The organism is Snuella sedimenti, assembly GCF_016428595.1.
Classification (GTDB): domain Bacteria; phylum Bacteroidota; class Bacteroidia; order Flavobacteriales; family Flavobacteriaceae; genus Snuella; species Snuella sedimenti.
This window is the reverse complement of record NZ_JAELVQ010000011.1, coordinates 1-17,010: the sequence shown is the minus strand read 5'-3', so window position 1 is coordinate 17,010 and position 17,010 is coordinate 1. Positions and strand designations below refer to the sequence as shown.

At 33.4% G+C, this 17,010-nt stretch carries 12 protein-coding genes; 10 read left to right on the top strand and 2 right to left on the bottom strand.

Annotated features, from left to right (window positions below; genetic code table 11):
• Positions 1-17 precede the first annotated feature (17 nt).
• Positions 18-1,670, bottom strand: a complete 1,653-nt coding sequence (locus JF259_RS09865) for a UxaA family hydrolase (protein WP_199115239.1) — start codon at positions 1,668-1,670, stop codon at positions 18-20.
• Positions 1,671-1,693: 23 nt separating this feature from the next.
• Positions 1,694-2,701 (bottom strand): zinc-binding alcohol dehydrogenase family protein, encoded by a 1,008-nt coding sequence (locus JF259_RS09860; protein ID WP_199115154.1) that lies wholly within the window; start codon positions 2,699-2,701, stop codon positions 1,694-1,696.
• A 350-nt stretch (positions 2,702-3,051) separates the two neighbouring features.
• Between JF259_RS09860 and JF259_RS09855 the strand changes: the two genes are divergently transcribed.
• From JF259_RS09855 to JF259_RS09810, 10 genes are all read left to right on the top strand, one after another.
• Positions 3,052-4,089, top strand: coding sequence for a LacI family DNA-binding transcriptional regulator (locus JF259_RS09855; protein ID WP_199115153.1), 1,038 nt, complete (start codon positions 3,052-3,054; stop codon positions 4,087-4,089).
• A 136-nt stretch (positions 4,090-4,225) separates the two neighbouring features.
• A complete protein-coding gene (locus tag JF259_RS09850) occupies positions 4,226-4,795 on the top strand; it encodes an RNA polymerase sigma factor (protein ID WP_199115152.1) in 570 nt (189 codons plus the stop codon).
• Between the two features lie 89 nt (positions 4,796-4,884).
• The gene (locus tag JF259_RS09845) at positions 4,885-6,105 is read left to right on the top strand and encodes a FecR family protein (RefSeq protein WP_199115151.1); all 1,221 of its coding nucleotides are present in this window, start codon (positions 4,885-4,887) and stop codon (positions 6,103-6,105) included.
• Positions 6,106-6,203: 98 nt separating this feature from the next.
• Entirely contained in the window at positions 6,204-9,548 is a 3,345-nt protein-coding gene (locus JF259_RS09840; protein ID WP_199115150.1) for a SusC/RagA family TonB-linked outer membrane protein, read from the top strand.
• Positions 9,549-9,564: 16 nt separating this feature from the next.
• Entirely contained in the window at positions 9,565-11,043 is a 1,479-nt protein-coding gene (locus JF259_RS09835) for a RagB/SusD family nutrient uptake outer membrane protein (protein WP_199115149.1), read from the top strand.
• Positions 11,044-11,063: 20 nt separating this feature from the next.
• A complete protein-coding gene (locus JF259_RS09830; protein ID WP_199115148.1) occupies positions 11,064-11,849 on the top strand; it encodes a DUF4843 domain-containing protein in 786 nt (261 codons plus the stop codon).
• A 28-nt stretch (positions 11,850-11,877) separates the two neighbouring features.
• Entirely contained in the window at positions 11,878-13,380 is a 1,503-nt protein-coding gene (locus tag JF259_RS09825) for a PKD-like family lipoprotein (protein WP_199115147.1), read from the top strand.
• 309 nt (positions 13,381-13,689) lie between these two features.
• Positions 13,690-14,532, top strand: a complete 843-nt coding sequence (locus JF259_RS09820; protein WP_199115146.1) for a thioredoxin family protein — start codon at positions 13,690-13,692, stop codon at positions 14,530-14,532.
• A 33-nt stretch (positions 14,533-14,565) separates the two neighbouring features.
• The gene (locus tag JF259_RS09815; protein ID WP_199115145.1) at positions 14,566-15,957 is read left to right on the top strand and encodes a TlpA family protein disulfide reductase; all 1,392 of its coding nucleotides are present in this window, start codon (positions 14,566-14,568) and stop codon (positions 15,955-15,957) included.
• A gap of 6 nt (positions 15,958-15,963) precedes the next feature.
• Positions 15,964-16,875, top strand: coding sequence for a S1 family peptidase (locus tag JF259_RS09810; protein ID WP_199115144.1), 912 nt, complete (start codon positions 15,964-15,966; stop codon positions 16,873-16,875).
• Positions 16,876-17,010 lie beyond the last annotated feature (135 nt).

The following is a 17,010-nucleotide window of genomic DNA, read 5'->3' as shown; positions in this document are numbered from 1 at the left end:
TATAAAACACAGATTATCTATAACGAAACCCCTCTTTTCCAAGGTATAAAATCGTTGTTCCCATGAAGAACAGCTTTTGAGTGGATTTCTCCACTAGCTACTTTTATAATGTGATCCAGTATTTTTTCTCCCATGGATTCAATAGTATCTTCCCCACTAATAACGGTTCCTGCATTTATATCTGTAATATCATTCATACGCTCAAAAAGCTCTGTATTACTGGACAGCTTTAAAACCGGGGCAACAGGGTTTCCCGTAGGTGTTCCCAGTCCTGTTGTAAACACTATAATATTACATCCCGAACCTGCCAAACCTGTTGTGCTCTCTACATCATTGCCCGGAGTACACAATAGGTGTAGTCCAGGTTTTGAAACCTGTTCGGTATAATCTAAAACAGCTACTACCGGTGAAGTCCCCCCTTTTTTGGCTGCTCCTGCCGATTTCATAGCATCAGTTATCAACCCATCTTTAATATTTCCGGGTGAAGGGTTGTTTTCGAATCCTGAGCCTACGGCAATAGCTGCTTCTGAATAGGCACGCATTAAATTGTAAAACTTTTTAGAGTCCGCGTCTGTAACACAGCGATTAATAAGCTCCTGTTCAACGCCGTTCAACTCTGGAAACTCGGCAAGTACTGGAGCACCGCCAAGCGCTACTAACAAATCGGAAGCATAGCCTAAAGCTGGGTTTGCCGAAATTCCCGAAAACCCATCAGAGCCTCCACATTCCAAGCCTAAAACCAATTTGCTTAAAGGAGCTGGCTTCCTCGTTAATTTATTTGCTTCTGCCAATCCAATAAATGTGTGCTTAACGGCTTGTTCTATAAGCCTGCGTTCACTTTCACTTTTTTGTTGTTCTAAATAATGAACAGGCTTTTCGCAGTTTGGATCAAGCGCTTTAATTGCATCTTTTAACATGGCTATTTGTGCATTCTGACACCCCAGACTAAACACGGTAGCTCCTGCAACATTCGGATTCGTTATGTAGCCAGCCAATAAACGGCATAAGGTTTCGGAATCTTGACGCGTACCGCCACAGCCACCATCATGTTTTAAAAACTTTATCCCGTCAACATTAGGGAATAATCTATTTTTGGACAGTTCTTCTTTAGTCGTAATAATGGGCGTGTTAAAAATGGCTTCGTTTGATGCGCCTGCTTTATATTGCTTAATCAGGGCATCGGTATCTACAGCGAAATCTTTCTTTGTCTCATAACCAAGTTTCTCTGATAAAGCGCCTTCTAAAACATCTACATTTCTATTTTCGCAAAAAGTTAACGGAATGACCAACCAATAGTTACTGGTTCCTATTTTACCATCTTTTCTATGATAGCCGTTAAAGGTTCTTTCTTTAAACTTTGAAATATCGGGAGCTTCCCAAGTGAATTTTTCTTTTGAATCATTAAATTCTGATGAGGCATGTTTTACATTCTCTATGGTTATGGCACAGCCTGCTTCTATAGGTTTAGTTGCTTTGCCAATTAGGACACCATACATGAAAATATCGTCGCCTACAGCTAAATGGCACAAAGCAAACTTATGTTTTTGTTTAATGCTTTCTTTTAAAGTAAGCTCTTTTCCTTGAATGGTTACGGACAGCCCCTTTTCAAGTGTTGTAATTGCGACTATTATATTATCTCTGGGATCAATTTGAACGTAAGGTTTTGACATCATTCTGTTTTTAATACATTTATTTAAAAACTAACCGTAGCTTTAATCACACCTGTTTCAGGCTTTAACCAACTATCAAAATTAGTAATCATCTCTGTGAATGGCACCGCGTGCGTAACAAACGATTCTGTTGGGAATTGATCCAATACGTTTATTACGTGATTAAAATCTTCGGTAGTAGCATTTCTGCTACACATTAGAGTCATTTCTTTAGCGTGAATTGCTGGGTGGTTATAAACCAGTTCTCCTTTGGACAATCCAACCAAAATAAAACGCCCACCATGTGCCATATACGAGGGGCCGACCTCTAACGCGCCTTTATGACCTGAAGCATCGAACACAGCTGTAGCCATATCGCCGTGGGTTATTTTCTGTATTTCTCCAATAGGGTCGCTCGCTACATTCACCACAAAATCCACCCCTATTTTATTTTTGGCATATTGTAAACGCTCATCATTCATATCCAGTGCAATAACTTTTGCTCCAGCAATTTGCGCTAACTTCATAATACCAATTCCAATAGGGCCACATCCAATAACAACGATTGTTTCTCCCTTGACCAAGTTTGCTCTTCTAATAGCATGAGCACCAATTGCTAAAGGTTCTACGATAGCCATTTGTTCATCAGATAGGTGATTGGCTGGCAATAATATATTTGTTGGTACCGTAATTTGCTCTTGCATACCGCCATCGGTATGCACTCCCAAAACTTTGATATTTGTACAACAATTTGTTTTATCGTTTCTACACGCCACGCATTCACCACAGCTAATATAAGGCATGACCACAACTTTATCGCCTGGCTTTATTCCTTTAGGATTGTCGTCAATTTCTAATACTTCGGAAGCTAATTCATGCCCTAAGATTCGAGGGTATGTAAAAAAGGCCTGATTTCCTGCATAGGCATGTAGGTCGGTGCCGCAAATCCCTACTTTTTTTATTTTTAACAATGCCTCATTTGCTTTTCTTATGGGCGCTCTTTTTTCCTTTAACAGAAACTTCCCTGGCTCTTGACAAACAATATATTTCATTCGTTTAAATTTTAGTAATAATTTGATAATAAAGAATTTCTTGAAACGAGCTATCCTTGAAGCATAGCCTCGAGGAATATTTATCGATTAAATTAAATATAAAGCAAAGCATACAAAACGTTAACAGGTTCTTTTGCAACGTTTTTAAATTTAGCTAATGAAGTATTTATTCTAATAAATGCCTCGTGGGCTTGTCCCGAGATAGTTAACTCCATTAAATTCAATATATTCAATCGTTTGAATGGCGTCTTTAAAGTAAACAAAAAATTATAACTCATTAATTTTGTTTATTTTTGATTGACTTTAAGGGAACAATCTATTCAATCGTTTGAACAAACATATAAAATATTTTGGAGAATAAAAAGAAGACAACCATAAAGGATATTGCCAAAGCCTTAAATATTACACCTTCTGCGGTATCTAAAGCACTAAGTGATCACCCGCGTATTAGTGACAAAACTAAAAAGGCCGTAAAAAAAGTGGCCAAAACCTTAAACTACCAACCCAACCATCTTGCAAGTGCCTTGCGCAAGGGCAAAAGTAACCTTGTTGGTGTTATTGTTCCGAGAGCCAATAGTAATTTCTTTTCTTCTGTAGTAGAGAAAATTGAGGAGCGACTTAGCAAGGAAGGTTATAATGTTATTATAACCCAATCTAATGAATCCTTTTCTAAAGAATGTAAAAACATAGAATCCTTGCTTTACACCCAGGTAGATGGGATTATCGCCTCAATGGCTAACGAAACAACGGTATTGGATCATTACGAAAACATTAAATCCAAAGGTGTCCCTTTAATTATGTTTGATCGAGGAGAAGACACACTAGAAGTTGATTACGTGGGGATCGATGATTACAATAGCAGTTTTGCTGTTGTTGAACATCTTAAAAATCAGGGATGCAAACGTATTGCCCATATTGGAGGTTACAGCCATACCCGTATTTATAAAAATAGAATTATAGGTTATAAAGAGGCATTGGAATCTTTTAATTTACCCATAGAAAATGAATTAATTCATGAATGTAATTTAACGATTGAAGACGGGAGGAGAATTATGCAGCAACTATTGGAATTACCCAAACCTCCTGATGCCGTTTTTGCTGCGAGCGACTTTGCGGCTTTAGGAGCCTTACAGATTCTAGAGGAAAACAACATAGCCATTCCAAACGACATAGCCTTGGTTGGTTTTAGTAACGAAACTTTTACCTCATTGATAAAACCCAGTATTTCAACGGTAAACCAACGAAGTGAACGCATAGGAACATTAGCTGCTGAAACTTTTTTGAAACGTGTTAATGACACTAACTGGAAACCCAAATTGAATAAAATAATTGTTGACTCCGAATTAATTATTAGGGATTCTTCTAATAAATCCAAATTGTTGGATTGATCTAACATTAAAACACCCCCCTCTTTTAAGAAACGAATAGCATGCTGAAAGAGCATTTTAGTGATGGAAAGGATTAAAAAACAGGGGGATGTTCCTTAAATTATATATATTTACGGCACAGATTTAACATTAACTAATGTCTTTAAATTTTGAAAATGTAATTCTAAATCTAAAGAAAGGAGACCCTAATGCCTTCAAGCAATTATTCGACTCTTTTTACGAAAAACTCTACGCCTTTTCTTTCAATTACGTTAAGGATGAATATGCTGCAGAAGAAGTGGTAGAGAACACGATGTTAATGGTTTGGGAAAAACGACAAAACCTAGACGCCATTAAAGACCTTAAATCCTACCTTTATAAATCGGTTCGCAATGCATCCTTTGATTATTTAAAGAAAAAAAAGAAAGTCGTTTCACTAGATATTGAATCACACGATTCTTTATTTAATTTCGAGCAACACATAATACAAGAAGAAACACATAAATTATTAATAGACGCATTAAATTCCTTACCTAAAAAATGCAGAAAAGTATTTGAAATGTGTTGTATAGAAGGCCTCAAATACAAAGAGGTTGCCGATGATCTTCAAATAAGTATAAATACCGTTAAATCACAACGTTCAAGAGCCATCGAATTACTCAAAGAACAATTAAAAGAATCGCATTTCTACCTCTTTATACTTAATCATTTTTTAATAAAAGATTAAAAAGTTATTATTTTTTTCCACCCTTTTTACCTTTTTAGCAGTCATATATGTAAACAGACCGTTAAGAGATGTATTAATTGACTAAAACAATGTCTAAAAAACAAACCCCATATCACATATCTAGACTAATATACAAATCTGTTACGCAGACTATTAGCAAAAACGAAAAGGACGAACTTCTAAAATGGATGGAGATCGAATCTAATAGGCGATTTTATCATCATATCGCCCAAAAATCAGTCATCGAAAAAAAGAAATCACTTTACAAAGCAACTAACAAAGAAATTGTTTATAAAAGAATCGTTAAGCAAATTGAAGACAAAAAACATAAAAAAGCAGTACGTCTCAAACGTCTCAATATTTTAAAATATGCTGCTGTATTTATAATCTTTTTAACTGCTGGTACGTGGGTTTATAATCGATCTTTTAACGAAACAATCATTACGGAAAATGCCATCAAAAATATTAAACCTGGTTACGAAAAAGCAACCTTGGTTTTATCTGACGGAACAACAATAGATTTAGAAGAGCATAAAAATGAGCTAATCGCTTCTAGTAATACTGCTGAAATACAGAATACAGACAAAGGATTGGTTTATAATATAGTTGGTAAAAAAGTCCCAATTAATAATATTCCCCAAGCGTTAAAGTATAATACATTAAGAGTTCCTGTAGGCGGCATGTATCAGGTTACTTTACCTGATGGCACTAAAGCTTGGTTGAATTCTGCAACTTCATTAAAATATCCCGAAAGATTTGATGGAGAACAAAGAATTGTTGAGTTGGAAGGTGAAGCTTATTTTGAAGTAACGAAAAGCTTAAAGGAGTTTATTGTAAAAACAAATACTGCCGACATTACTGTTTTAGGGACACAGTTTAATGTGTCGGCTTACGCTAATGATTCTTATTTTTCCTCTACGTTGGTAGAAGGAATGGTTCGATTATCTTCCGAGTCCAGTTCGAATTCAGTTATACTTTCCCCAAACCAAAGAGCCATTCTAAATCATAATGATACTACTTTTAATATAAGCCAAGTGGATACTGAAATTTACACCGCTTGGAAAGAAGGGAAGTTCTATTTTGAAAGAGAACGTTTAGATAACATTCTAACCCGTGTAAGTAGGTGGTATAACATCGATGTAGTGTTTGAAAACGACTATTTAAAGGACCAAACATTTACTGGAGTCGTTCTAAAGAATAAAACTATAGATAATTTATTAGACATGATAAGTAAAACAACAAGAATAAATTATACAATAACTAAAAATAAAACTAATGACAAATATGAATTAAAACTAACTAGAGATTAGTAAACAAAAAACCGGAAAATGCTACCAACATTTCCCGGATAATTTTTGTTAGCTAAAAATTTTTTGAAAACCGATTATTTAACTAAACACACAAATTTATGGAAAAAAAGTTAACTGCAGAAACATGTACGTTACTTGAAAGGCACAAAGGGTTTATTCTACTAATTATGAAGCGAAGTCTTATTTTAAGCATTTTATTTTTTAGTTTAACAGCATCCTCCTTTTCTCAAAAAATCACATTAGAATTAGGAAAAGTCAAGTTAGCACAAGCATTAAAAAGTATTAAACAGGAAGCAAATATTGATTTCTTTTATAGCGATAACGAGCTTGATGTAAATAGGGTCGTTATGGTAAACTATAAGAATACAGATGTTCTTAAGGTTGTTTCAGATCTTGTAGGTGTTCATTTTAATGTAGAGAAAACAGGTGATAATATTATGCTAATTACTCCTGTAGTAATTCAAACCTTTCAAAACACAATTAAAGTAAAAGGGAATGTATCTGATGAAAACGGAGAGATTTTACCTGGCGTAACGGTTTTAATAAAAGGAACTAAAATTGGAACCACAACTGATTTTGATGGAAACTATTCCATAAATGCAGACGAACAATCAACCTTAGTTTTTAGTTATGTTGGTTATGCTTCCCAAGAGGTAAAAGTTGATGGTAAAAGTGTAATTAATATAAAACTTAAACAAGATATATCTGAATTAGATGAAGTTGTAATTACAGGTGTTGTTCAAAGAAAAAAAGAAAGCTTTACAGGCGCATTTACAACAGTTTCAAGAGAAGATTTAAGGGCTGTTGGAAACCTAAACGTTGTGCAAAGTTTAAAAACACTCGACCCATCTTTCTTAGTATTAGATAACAATGTTATGGGCTCTAACCCAAATGTAATGCCTAAGATTGAAGTGCGTGGTCAAACCAGTATCACAACAGAAGGAATTGCTGATGAATTTGGTGGAGACCCTAATCAACCACTATTTGTTTTAGATGGTTTTGAAACAGACTTAAGAACCATCGTAGATTTAGATATGAATAGAGTTGCCTCTATAACTATATTAAAAGATGCGGCATCTACAGCATTGTATGGTGCAAAATCTGCAAATGGTGTTGTAGTTGTTGAAACTATTAAGCCACAAGCTGGAAAGCTGAGGGTTAATTATACAACCGACTTTAGAATTGAATCGCCAGACTTGAGTGATTACAATATGATGAATGCAGAAGAAAAATTAGAATTTGAGCGTTTATCTGGTAGATGGACAGCACCTGGGTATGATCCTAATGGGCAGTTTGAGTTAGATAACATTTATAATGCAACATTAGCCGAAATAAAAAGAGGTGTTGACACCTATTGGTTAGATCAGCCAACTCAAACAGGCACTACATTAGGACATTCTTTGTATGTTGATGGCGGATCTGAGAACTTTACATTTGGTGTGGGTTTAAATTATAAAAACCAAAACGGTGTAATGATTGGTTCCGATCGAGAAACATGGGGAGGACAAATTAACTTAAATTACCGAAAAGACAAGTTAAATATTTCAAATATTTTATATGTAAATGGCTACGATGCCAATGAATCACCTTATGGGACTTTTTCAAATTTTGTTCAAGCAAATCCATATTATAGACTTACAGACGAAAACGGAGATATAACTAGATTTTTAGATGAAAACACAAAAGTTGGGACACTATATAATTTTGATGTTGTAAACCCGCTTTACAATTCAACCTTAAAGAGTTTTGATAACACAGGTAATTTTTCTCTTCAAAATAATTTAAGAGTTATCTATAACATATCAAATGCATTTAGAATTCAAACAAACTTGCAATTAAGAAAAGGAGTAACAACTACAAAAACATTTTTGGATTCTGAACATTCTAGTTTCTTAAATACAACCTTATTTGAGAAGGGTAGTTATTCTAATTCTAGAATCGATAATTTTAGCTATCGTTTTAATGCCATGGCATCATATTCAAAAATATTAAACGAGGATCATAATATAAATATAAATTTAAGAGCCGAAGCCGAAGAAACTAAAAATGAAAGACTAACCGTATCTGCTGTAGGATTCCCTGCAGGAACAAACGGAAATCCAGCTTTCGCATTTAGTTATACACCAGATGCTAGACCGTCTACAGGGTTAAGTGTTTATAGAAGGGTAAATGTTTTAGGAAGTGCTAACTATACATATAAAAGAAAATATTTATTTGATGCTACGTATAGGTTAGATGGATCTACAACATTTGGTAGAAATGAAAAATTCTCACCCTTTTGGGCCGTAGGTTTAGGTTGGAATTTAAATAACGAATTTAACATGAATCCAGAGCAGGTTCAAATGTTAAAACTAAGAGGGAATATTGGATCTAATGGTAACCAAGGGTTCGGAAGCTTAGCATCTACATCTATTTATGGATTCAATCAAACAATAAATGTTTTTGGTCAAGGGGTTAATTTGGCAACTTTAGCAAACCCAGATTTAGAGTGGCAAAAAACCTTGAATACAAGTATTGGTATTGATGGGGTATTCTTTAAAAACAGGTTCTCAACCACGTTTAACTTTTTCAATAAAAACACAGATCCACTAGTAGTAGCTGTAGATTTACCATCCTCAACAGGGTTGTTTAATTACCCAATTAATACAGGAAACCTCGTGTCTAGAGGAGCAGAAGTTATTCTTAAATTCTCACCTATTTTCAATTTAGAGAACAGAGTGGTTTGGACATTGGGGTATACTGCAACCATGATTACAACTACCTTTGATGGTTTTGAAAACAGCTTAAAATCTTTAAACGATGGCCAATTATCAAGCCGAACCTTACAACGTTATAGAGATGGATTTAGTCCAGACGATTTATGGGCTGTACCATCTTTAGGTATTGACCCCGCAACAGGTAAAGAAGTCTTTTTAACTAAAGATGGTCAACAAACCTTTGAGTTCGATACAGATAACGAAATTGTAATGGGCAATAGTAGGCCCGATGTAGAAGGTGTAATTAGTAGTAGTTTAAGAATTAAAAACTTCACATTTGGAGCTTACTTAAGGTATCGAATTGGAGCAGATAGATTTAATACGGCGCTTTACAATAAGGTAGAAAACATTAGTAGAGAAGATGTTACTTTAAATCAAGACCGAAGAGCATTGTACGATAGATGGCAAAACCCTGGTGATGTTTCAAGTTTTAGAGCTATTTCATTAACAGACTTTACGCCTATTTCATCAAGGTTTATTCAAAAGGAAAATGAGCTAATAGGAGAATCTATAAATCTAGGATACGATTTTAGTAGTGCCAATTGGGTAAACTCAATGGGGCTAAGTTCGTTGCGATTAACCGCTTATATGAATGATATTTTTAGATTGTCAAGTATTCAAGTGGAAAGAGGTATAAGTTACCCATTTGCACGTGCCGTTTCATTTAGTTTAAACGCTTCATTCTAATTTAAAAATTTACAAAATGAAAAAAACGATAAAAAATAGTTTGAGAATATTAGGTTGCTTGTTAATCTTTATTTCTTGTGATGATTATTTAGATATTCAACCAGAAGACAAATATTTAGAAGAAACCGTGTTTGAATCTGAAGCTTCTGTACAAAATGTTATAAATGGAATATATATAGATTTAGCTAAAAAAAGCACTTACGGTGGTCATTTAACCATGAGTACGGTTGATGTTTTAGCGCAGCGATATTCTGAGCCTACAGATAATTTCAGATATTATGATTTAGCTCAATACAATTATGGGCAATCAGGAGTTCTAGATACGTTTGATGATATTTGGACTAATATGTACATAAGAATATTAAATATTAATAAAATTATAGAAAATCTAGACGTAAACATTGCTAATATTCCTTCTGAAAGGTTGAATGTTTTAAAAGGAGAAATGTTTGGGTTAAGAGCGATGTTACATTTTGATTTATTGCGTTTATTTGGACCGGTTTATAGCGTTAATTCAAGTGATGAATCTATTCCTTATTACAATATGGCCACAACAGACATTCAATCACTTTTACCTGCTTCTGAAGTAATTGATATGGTATTGAATGATTTGAATACTTCTGTAGATCTTTTAGCTAATGATCCCGTTCGTACTTATGGAAAAATAGCTGTGTCTGAAGGTGATGATAACGGTAATAGCGCAACAGGTTTTGATGGCACTTCTTTCTATAGGTTCAGAAACTTACGCTTTAATTATTTTTCTGCCAAAGCTCTTGAAGCGCGTGTGCATTTGTATGCAGGTAATGCTCCAGAAGCCTCATCAGCAGCCAAAGCTGTTATTGATGAAGGTTTGCAATGGTTTGAATGGGTTAATCCAGATGATGTGATTTCTGCAGGAACCAATGCCGATAGAATATTTTCTTCAGAAGTAATATTTGCTTTGCAAAATGTAGAGCTGTATGATAGACATGATGATTATTTTGATGCTAGCATTAATGATAATAATATTCTTGTTACCAGTGAAGCAAGGTTGAATGAGATTTTTGAAGGTAATTTAAATGATTACAGATTTGCACCAAATTGGAAAGTGCCAACAAATGCCGCTAAAACGTATAAAACATTTTTTAAGTTTCAAGATGTGGCTGATTCAGATTTGACGTTTAGGTATATGCAGCCGTTAATAAGAATGAGTGAAATGCATTATATAGTTGCAGAAACAGAGGCAGATATAACAATTGCTACAGAGTATTTAAATGCTGTTAGAGAACATAGAGGCTTACCAAGTTTAGATGCTACTTTAATAGATATGCCTACAGAATTATTGAAAGAATATAAAAGAGAGTTTTATGGCGAGGGTCAACTCTTTTATTACTACAAAAGAAATAATATGAGCGCTATTGAAGATGGGTCGGATACATCAGGACAAATAGCAATGGATGACACCAAGTATGTATTGCCTTTACCTGAATCTGAAACAGCTTATAGACAAGACTAACATTAAATATATTAATAATTATGAAAACATATTTAAAAAATATTATGTTAATATGCGCTATTGCATTGGGTGCTATAGCATGTACCAAGGACGAAATTGACACATTTAGTGGTACAGAGCTACTTTACTTTCAGTGGGCTGTTGACGGCCAAATTTTAGGAAATTCTGTTTCTGGTCCTAAATTAGATAGTACCTCTATGTCTTTTGCTTTTGAATTGCCTAATGTTACAGATTCTGTTTATATGGTACCTGTAAAAATTTTAGGGAAGGCATCAAGTACTGATAGACCATTTAATTTAAAAGTACTACCAACATCTACAGCTGTAGAAGGGGTAGACTTTACAATACCAGCAAATGTATTTATTCCAGCAGATTCCATTAGAGCTATGGTACCAATAACATTAATTCGTACACCTAAAATGAAAGATGCTCCAGTTTCAATTCAAATTGGTTTAGAGCCTAATGAGTATTTTAATACCAATTATTTTGGTACGTCAGAAGACCAAAACTCAAAAGCACTTTTAAAATACAACGAGTTCGAATTGACCGTGTCTGATATTTTGACCGAACCAGCTAGATGGAGTTCATTGGCACCTTGGCTTGGTGATTTTTCTGCAAAAAAATTAATTCTTTATGCAACGGTAAATAATATTCCTATTCCAAACTGGAATGTTAATTTACCTGATATAGGTCTTTTCTTTGCTAGAAAAAATGTTTTAAAGGCATATTTAATTGATCAAAAAAATAATGGAACTCCTGTTTTAGAAGATGATGGTACAGAAATGAAGTTAGGGCCTTTCGCATAAATAATATTAATTATAAACTCGATTTATTATGATAAAAAATATAAAAATTCAATTTATTTTCTTGTTGGGCTGCTTCATTTTTATGAATTCGTGCAGCACCGATGAAGGAAACTACGATTATATAGAAATTAACGAAGTTGTTTTTGATGGACTTCTTGAAGATTATATAGCACCAAGGTTTGAAAATTTAAAAATATCAACTGATCAAGTAAAATTCACTATGGATAGTGACGCTACTGGTAATTATGAGTATAGTTGGGAAGCTGTTTCAAAAAACCAATTAAATAATGAAATCTATAAGCTATCTACAGATAAAAATATTGATGCACAAATTACGCTTTTACCTGGTAACTACACACTGTATTATTTAGTAAAAGATTTAAATACAGATGTTGAATTTCAATACTCAGCTAATTTAGAAGTTATTAATAGTATTTATGAAGGCTGGATGGTTCTTAGTGATGTGGCAGGAGAAGCAAGACTGGATATGGTTTCTTTATTAGAGGGGGAGTATAAAGAGATTCATGATGTTTTAGCTTTTTCGCAATCGCCACTAACCTTATCTGGAACACCTGGGTTTGTACAATGTTATCCACTTGAATCTAATTTTTATGGTGTTTATGTATCAACCTCTGGTAATGGAACCACTAAACTTGATCCAGATACGTTTGATTGGAGAGCTGCCAACAATTTATCTTACGAGTTTGTTACCCAACAACCTGAAGATTTCGAAGCGAGTAATTTACATGTCAAGGCTTCTCGAATGGCTGTAGTTATGGCAGATCAAAATTTTTATGTATTTAACCCTATTTTTGGAGTGAAATATGGTACACCTCAAAATGTAAGTTTTGGCGGTGCACGATTTGATGTGTCCCCCCATTTTGGAAAAGGAGATTTTTTTAATGGATTTACAAAAATGGCATTTTTTGATGAAACAAATAAAAAGTTTGTGTACCATGATGGTTATTTTTCAAATTGTTGGGATGTACCTAGTTCAGACGAAATGTTTACTCCTGGGAAAGACCTATTATTTATGGTGTCTAATGAATATAATGGTAATTGGGATAGTACATTTGCTGTTCTAAAAGATCCTAATGATGGCAAAAACTATATTGGTTTCTTTATTTTAGGTAGTTTTAGTCAACAACATTACAGTGAAATTACGGCAATAGATTTTGATCAAGCAGAACACATTGCCATAGATCCAAATTACGCTTACATTATGTATAATGTTGGTAGTAAAGTATACGAATATGATATTTTTACAGGAACTACGGTTGAAATGTTAGACAAAGGAAGTCAAGAAATAACAAAATTAGAGTATAGAGACTTTTTACGCTCAGGACCAGACAATATATACAAAAAATATGAAAAACAATTGATTGTTTGTACATATGATGCCTCTGGAACTGAAGGTTCAAATGGTACTATGGAACTTTACAATGTGCCTCCTGTACAAGGCCAAATAGAACTAGATACTTCGTATTCTGGTTTTGGCAAAATTGTAAGTATAGCCTATAGAGAACGTTAATAGCAGCTTTTATATTTTTAGTTAACAAGGGTTGATTTTTCAATTAACCCTTGTTAAACTATGTTCTTTTGTTAAACTGAACAAGACTATATTTTACTCTGGAATCTAACAATCGGTTAGCAAATAATTAGATGACTCCGTCCATATCTTATAATAGTTTACCCAATAATATCAAACTTAAAAAATGAAATCTCAACAACTAAAAACTATATCATATAATGGAACGGTCATCAGGATATTAGATGATCGTACTAAGATCGTAGACTTTCCTAAAAAATAACATAATCATTAAAAGTAACATATAAATACATGATATATTCAATAAAGAAAATAGTAATTCTATCACTTATCCTAACTTCTGTTGTTAGTCAATCCCAAACAAGATTTGAAACAGGAACCTGGGACGAGATTAAACAAAAAGCGACAAAAGAAAACAAGCTAATATTTGTCGATTTATATTTTACGGGCTGTGCACCATGTGCCCAAATGGATGCTGAAGTGTTTCCAAACACATTTGTTTCTACCTTTTTAAGCGAAAATTATATCGCATTTAAATCCGATATATTTAAAGAAGAGATTGGCAAAAAGTTAAGTTTAAAGTATGGCGTTACCGGATTTCCTACCTTCTTGTTTTTAACTGCCAATGGAGCTGTTCTTGATATTTCATCAGGGTTTCATAATGTAGACGAGTTTACGGCTTTACTGTCATCTATAAAAAACAAAGCTAATAATAAACAATATAAAAAATACAGTACCAATTTAGATGGAGACTATCCAAAATTTTATAGGGATGCTTACTTAAAAAGCAAACGGAGTATAGCTTACGAAACAATAGATGCCTTTTTAAAAAAACAAGAAAATTTGGGTGACGAAATTCCCTTTGTGGTTATAACAGGACTTAGAGCTAGTGGAAAATATGCAGACTATATACTGGATAACGCTGAGCAGTTAGCAAAAGATTACAGTAGCATGCAGGTAAGAAACAGTCTGCTAACTATTGTAAACCAAAAAGCAACAACGTTAGGAAAAGCTAACGATGAAACAGCATTCAATAAAGTATTAGAAAAGGCAAAACCAATTTTTACAAAAAAAGAATGGGGTCGATTTGGTGAACTTTTTCAAGAAAACTTTAATAAAAATAAAGAACAATAACCAAATAACGTTTAAATGTTAAAAGCATATATTATGAAATTACAACGAATACTTTTCGCACTTATTATTACAAGCTTTATGATGTCTTGTAATAATAAGAATACCTCAAATAACAAAAATGGGTTTTCTACCATTACAGGTACACTTGATATCCCATATACAACCGAAATAAACTTATCTAAAGTTGAACATGGAAAAGAATTTATAGTGAGTACATCGCAATTAAATGCTGACAAACAATTTGGTTTTTCTGTAAATCCGGAGCAAGAAGGATTTTACATTATAGGAAACAAACAGAAGTCTGTTTATATTCCCATCTATGTTAAAGGCGATCAAATTTTTAATATACAATATAACACAGAGGGCTATGAGTTATTAGAAAGTCCAGATGCCGAAAATGATGTATTATATAATTGGGTTAAATCTAATGATACATTGAAAATGTTCGATTTTCAAAAAAGTATAGGAAAGACCTATAAAGATTTTTTTCCTTTCTATGAAAAATTCATTCCAGAAATGAAAAAACAACACGAGCTTGTAAATACGCCAAACAAACACTTTAACAAATTAATGCACGTCTATATTGACCTAAATATTGAAAATGTTGGTCTTAACTTTGTGTTCACTCCAAGATCAGAACACCCCAAACGAGAAGATATGGCATCTTTTTATGCTGATTTTATGAAGGGTGAAAATTTTAAATCTGATATCGTTTTAGATTTACCAAATGGCATAAATGCACTTAGATCACATCAAATGTATAAAGCGATGCATACAGGAGCCGATTTTAAAACAAAAAATTATTTAGAAGAAATGTTTAAGGGCATAGAAAATGATAAACTCAAAGGTCATTTAGCTTTAGAATTTTTAAGGAATTTCAAATCTTATAATGAAGATTATTTATCTTTTATTGAACCACTAAGAGAGGATATTGCGTTATGTGATTATGTTGTAGAAGAAGTAGATAAATTTGAAATTGGCATAAAAACTATGTCTCCAGGCACTCAGGGTTATCCTTTCACTTATAAAGATCATAATGGAAAATCTGTTTCGTTTAGTGACTTAAAAGGAAAAATAGTTTACATAGACGTTTGGGCAACATGGTGCGCACCTTGTAAAAAAGAAATTCCATATCTAAAACAGTTAGAAAAAGATTTACACGGTAAAGATATTCAGTTTGTAAGTATTTCTATGGACAAACAAAAAGATCATGAAAAATGGAAAAAATTTATTAAGGACAAAGAATTAACAGGATTACAGTTGTTTTCTGACGATGCGTTTAACACCCGTATTGCAAAAGACTATAAAATTAATAGCATACCAAGGTTCTTATTGTTTGATAAAGAAGGAAAAATAATAGATGCTAATGCAAAACGACCATCAGAACCTGAGTTGAAAAAACAATTACTAACCTTATTAAAATAAGACAGGATGGTATATAAGCTTATGCTATTATTCATTGGGTTAATCTTTTTATCAAATTGTAACAATAAGGAAGGTAAAACAACAAAGAATGATTCCGTTTTAGCGGTTAATAACGAGACCATTATTGAGTCTACTCCAATAAGAAGCACAACTTTTATAGACAATGTGACTAAAAAGGTAGAAGATTTAATTACCAAAAACAAGTACACACCTTTTTTAACATTGCAACAACAAAAATTAGATAAAATAGAGGAGAATTCCAAGATTATTGTTGACACTTCCAGACCGAACAAAATGACGGGGAATCAATTGTACTATTTTCTAAAAGAACGTACGATGTATATAGGATCATCGTATTTGTGTGAGCGATGTCCAAACATTCATTTAATGAATGCGTCGGGTTATGTAATAAATGAGGAAGGTGTAATAGCTACCAATTATCATGTTATTGAAGTAAAGGATGATGTGGATGTTTCTGGAATATTTGCTACAGATTATGAAGGAAATGTATATCCAGTTACTCAAATTTTGGCGGCAAGTCAGGCAAATGATTTGGCAATTCTTAAAATTGATACTAAAGGAAAAAAAGTAAAACATATTCCTTTTGCAAAAACAGAACTAGTTGGGGAAGATATTTTTATGATGGGACACCCTTATAACAATCTCTTTTTTATGTCTAGGGGAATTATATCAAGAAAATATATTAGTGAGCGTGATGATGAAACTAAAGTTGCTGTAACCTGTGAGTTTGGTCAAGGAGCAAGTGGCGGTCCTATTGTTAATACAAATGGGCAATTGGTTGCAATGGTAAGTGGTGTGCACCCTCATAATGCGTCAGGAAATGAAGGCCCAACACTTATGGTTACTAGAGAAGCTATTCCTGTTAGTGTGTTGAAAAATTATGTTACCATTCAATAAGATTACTTATTTGATATTAGTAGTGATGCGTTTGTTAAAGTTTAATTCTCTAAAAATGCAGTAAATACAACATATACGATACGTTCTTTGATTTTTTGATTTGATTTACAGAATAACTTTGGTCAAAACCAAGGT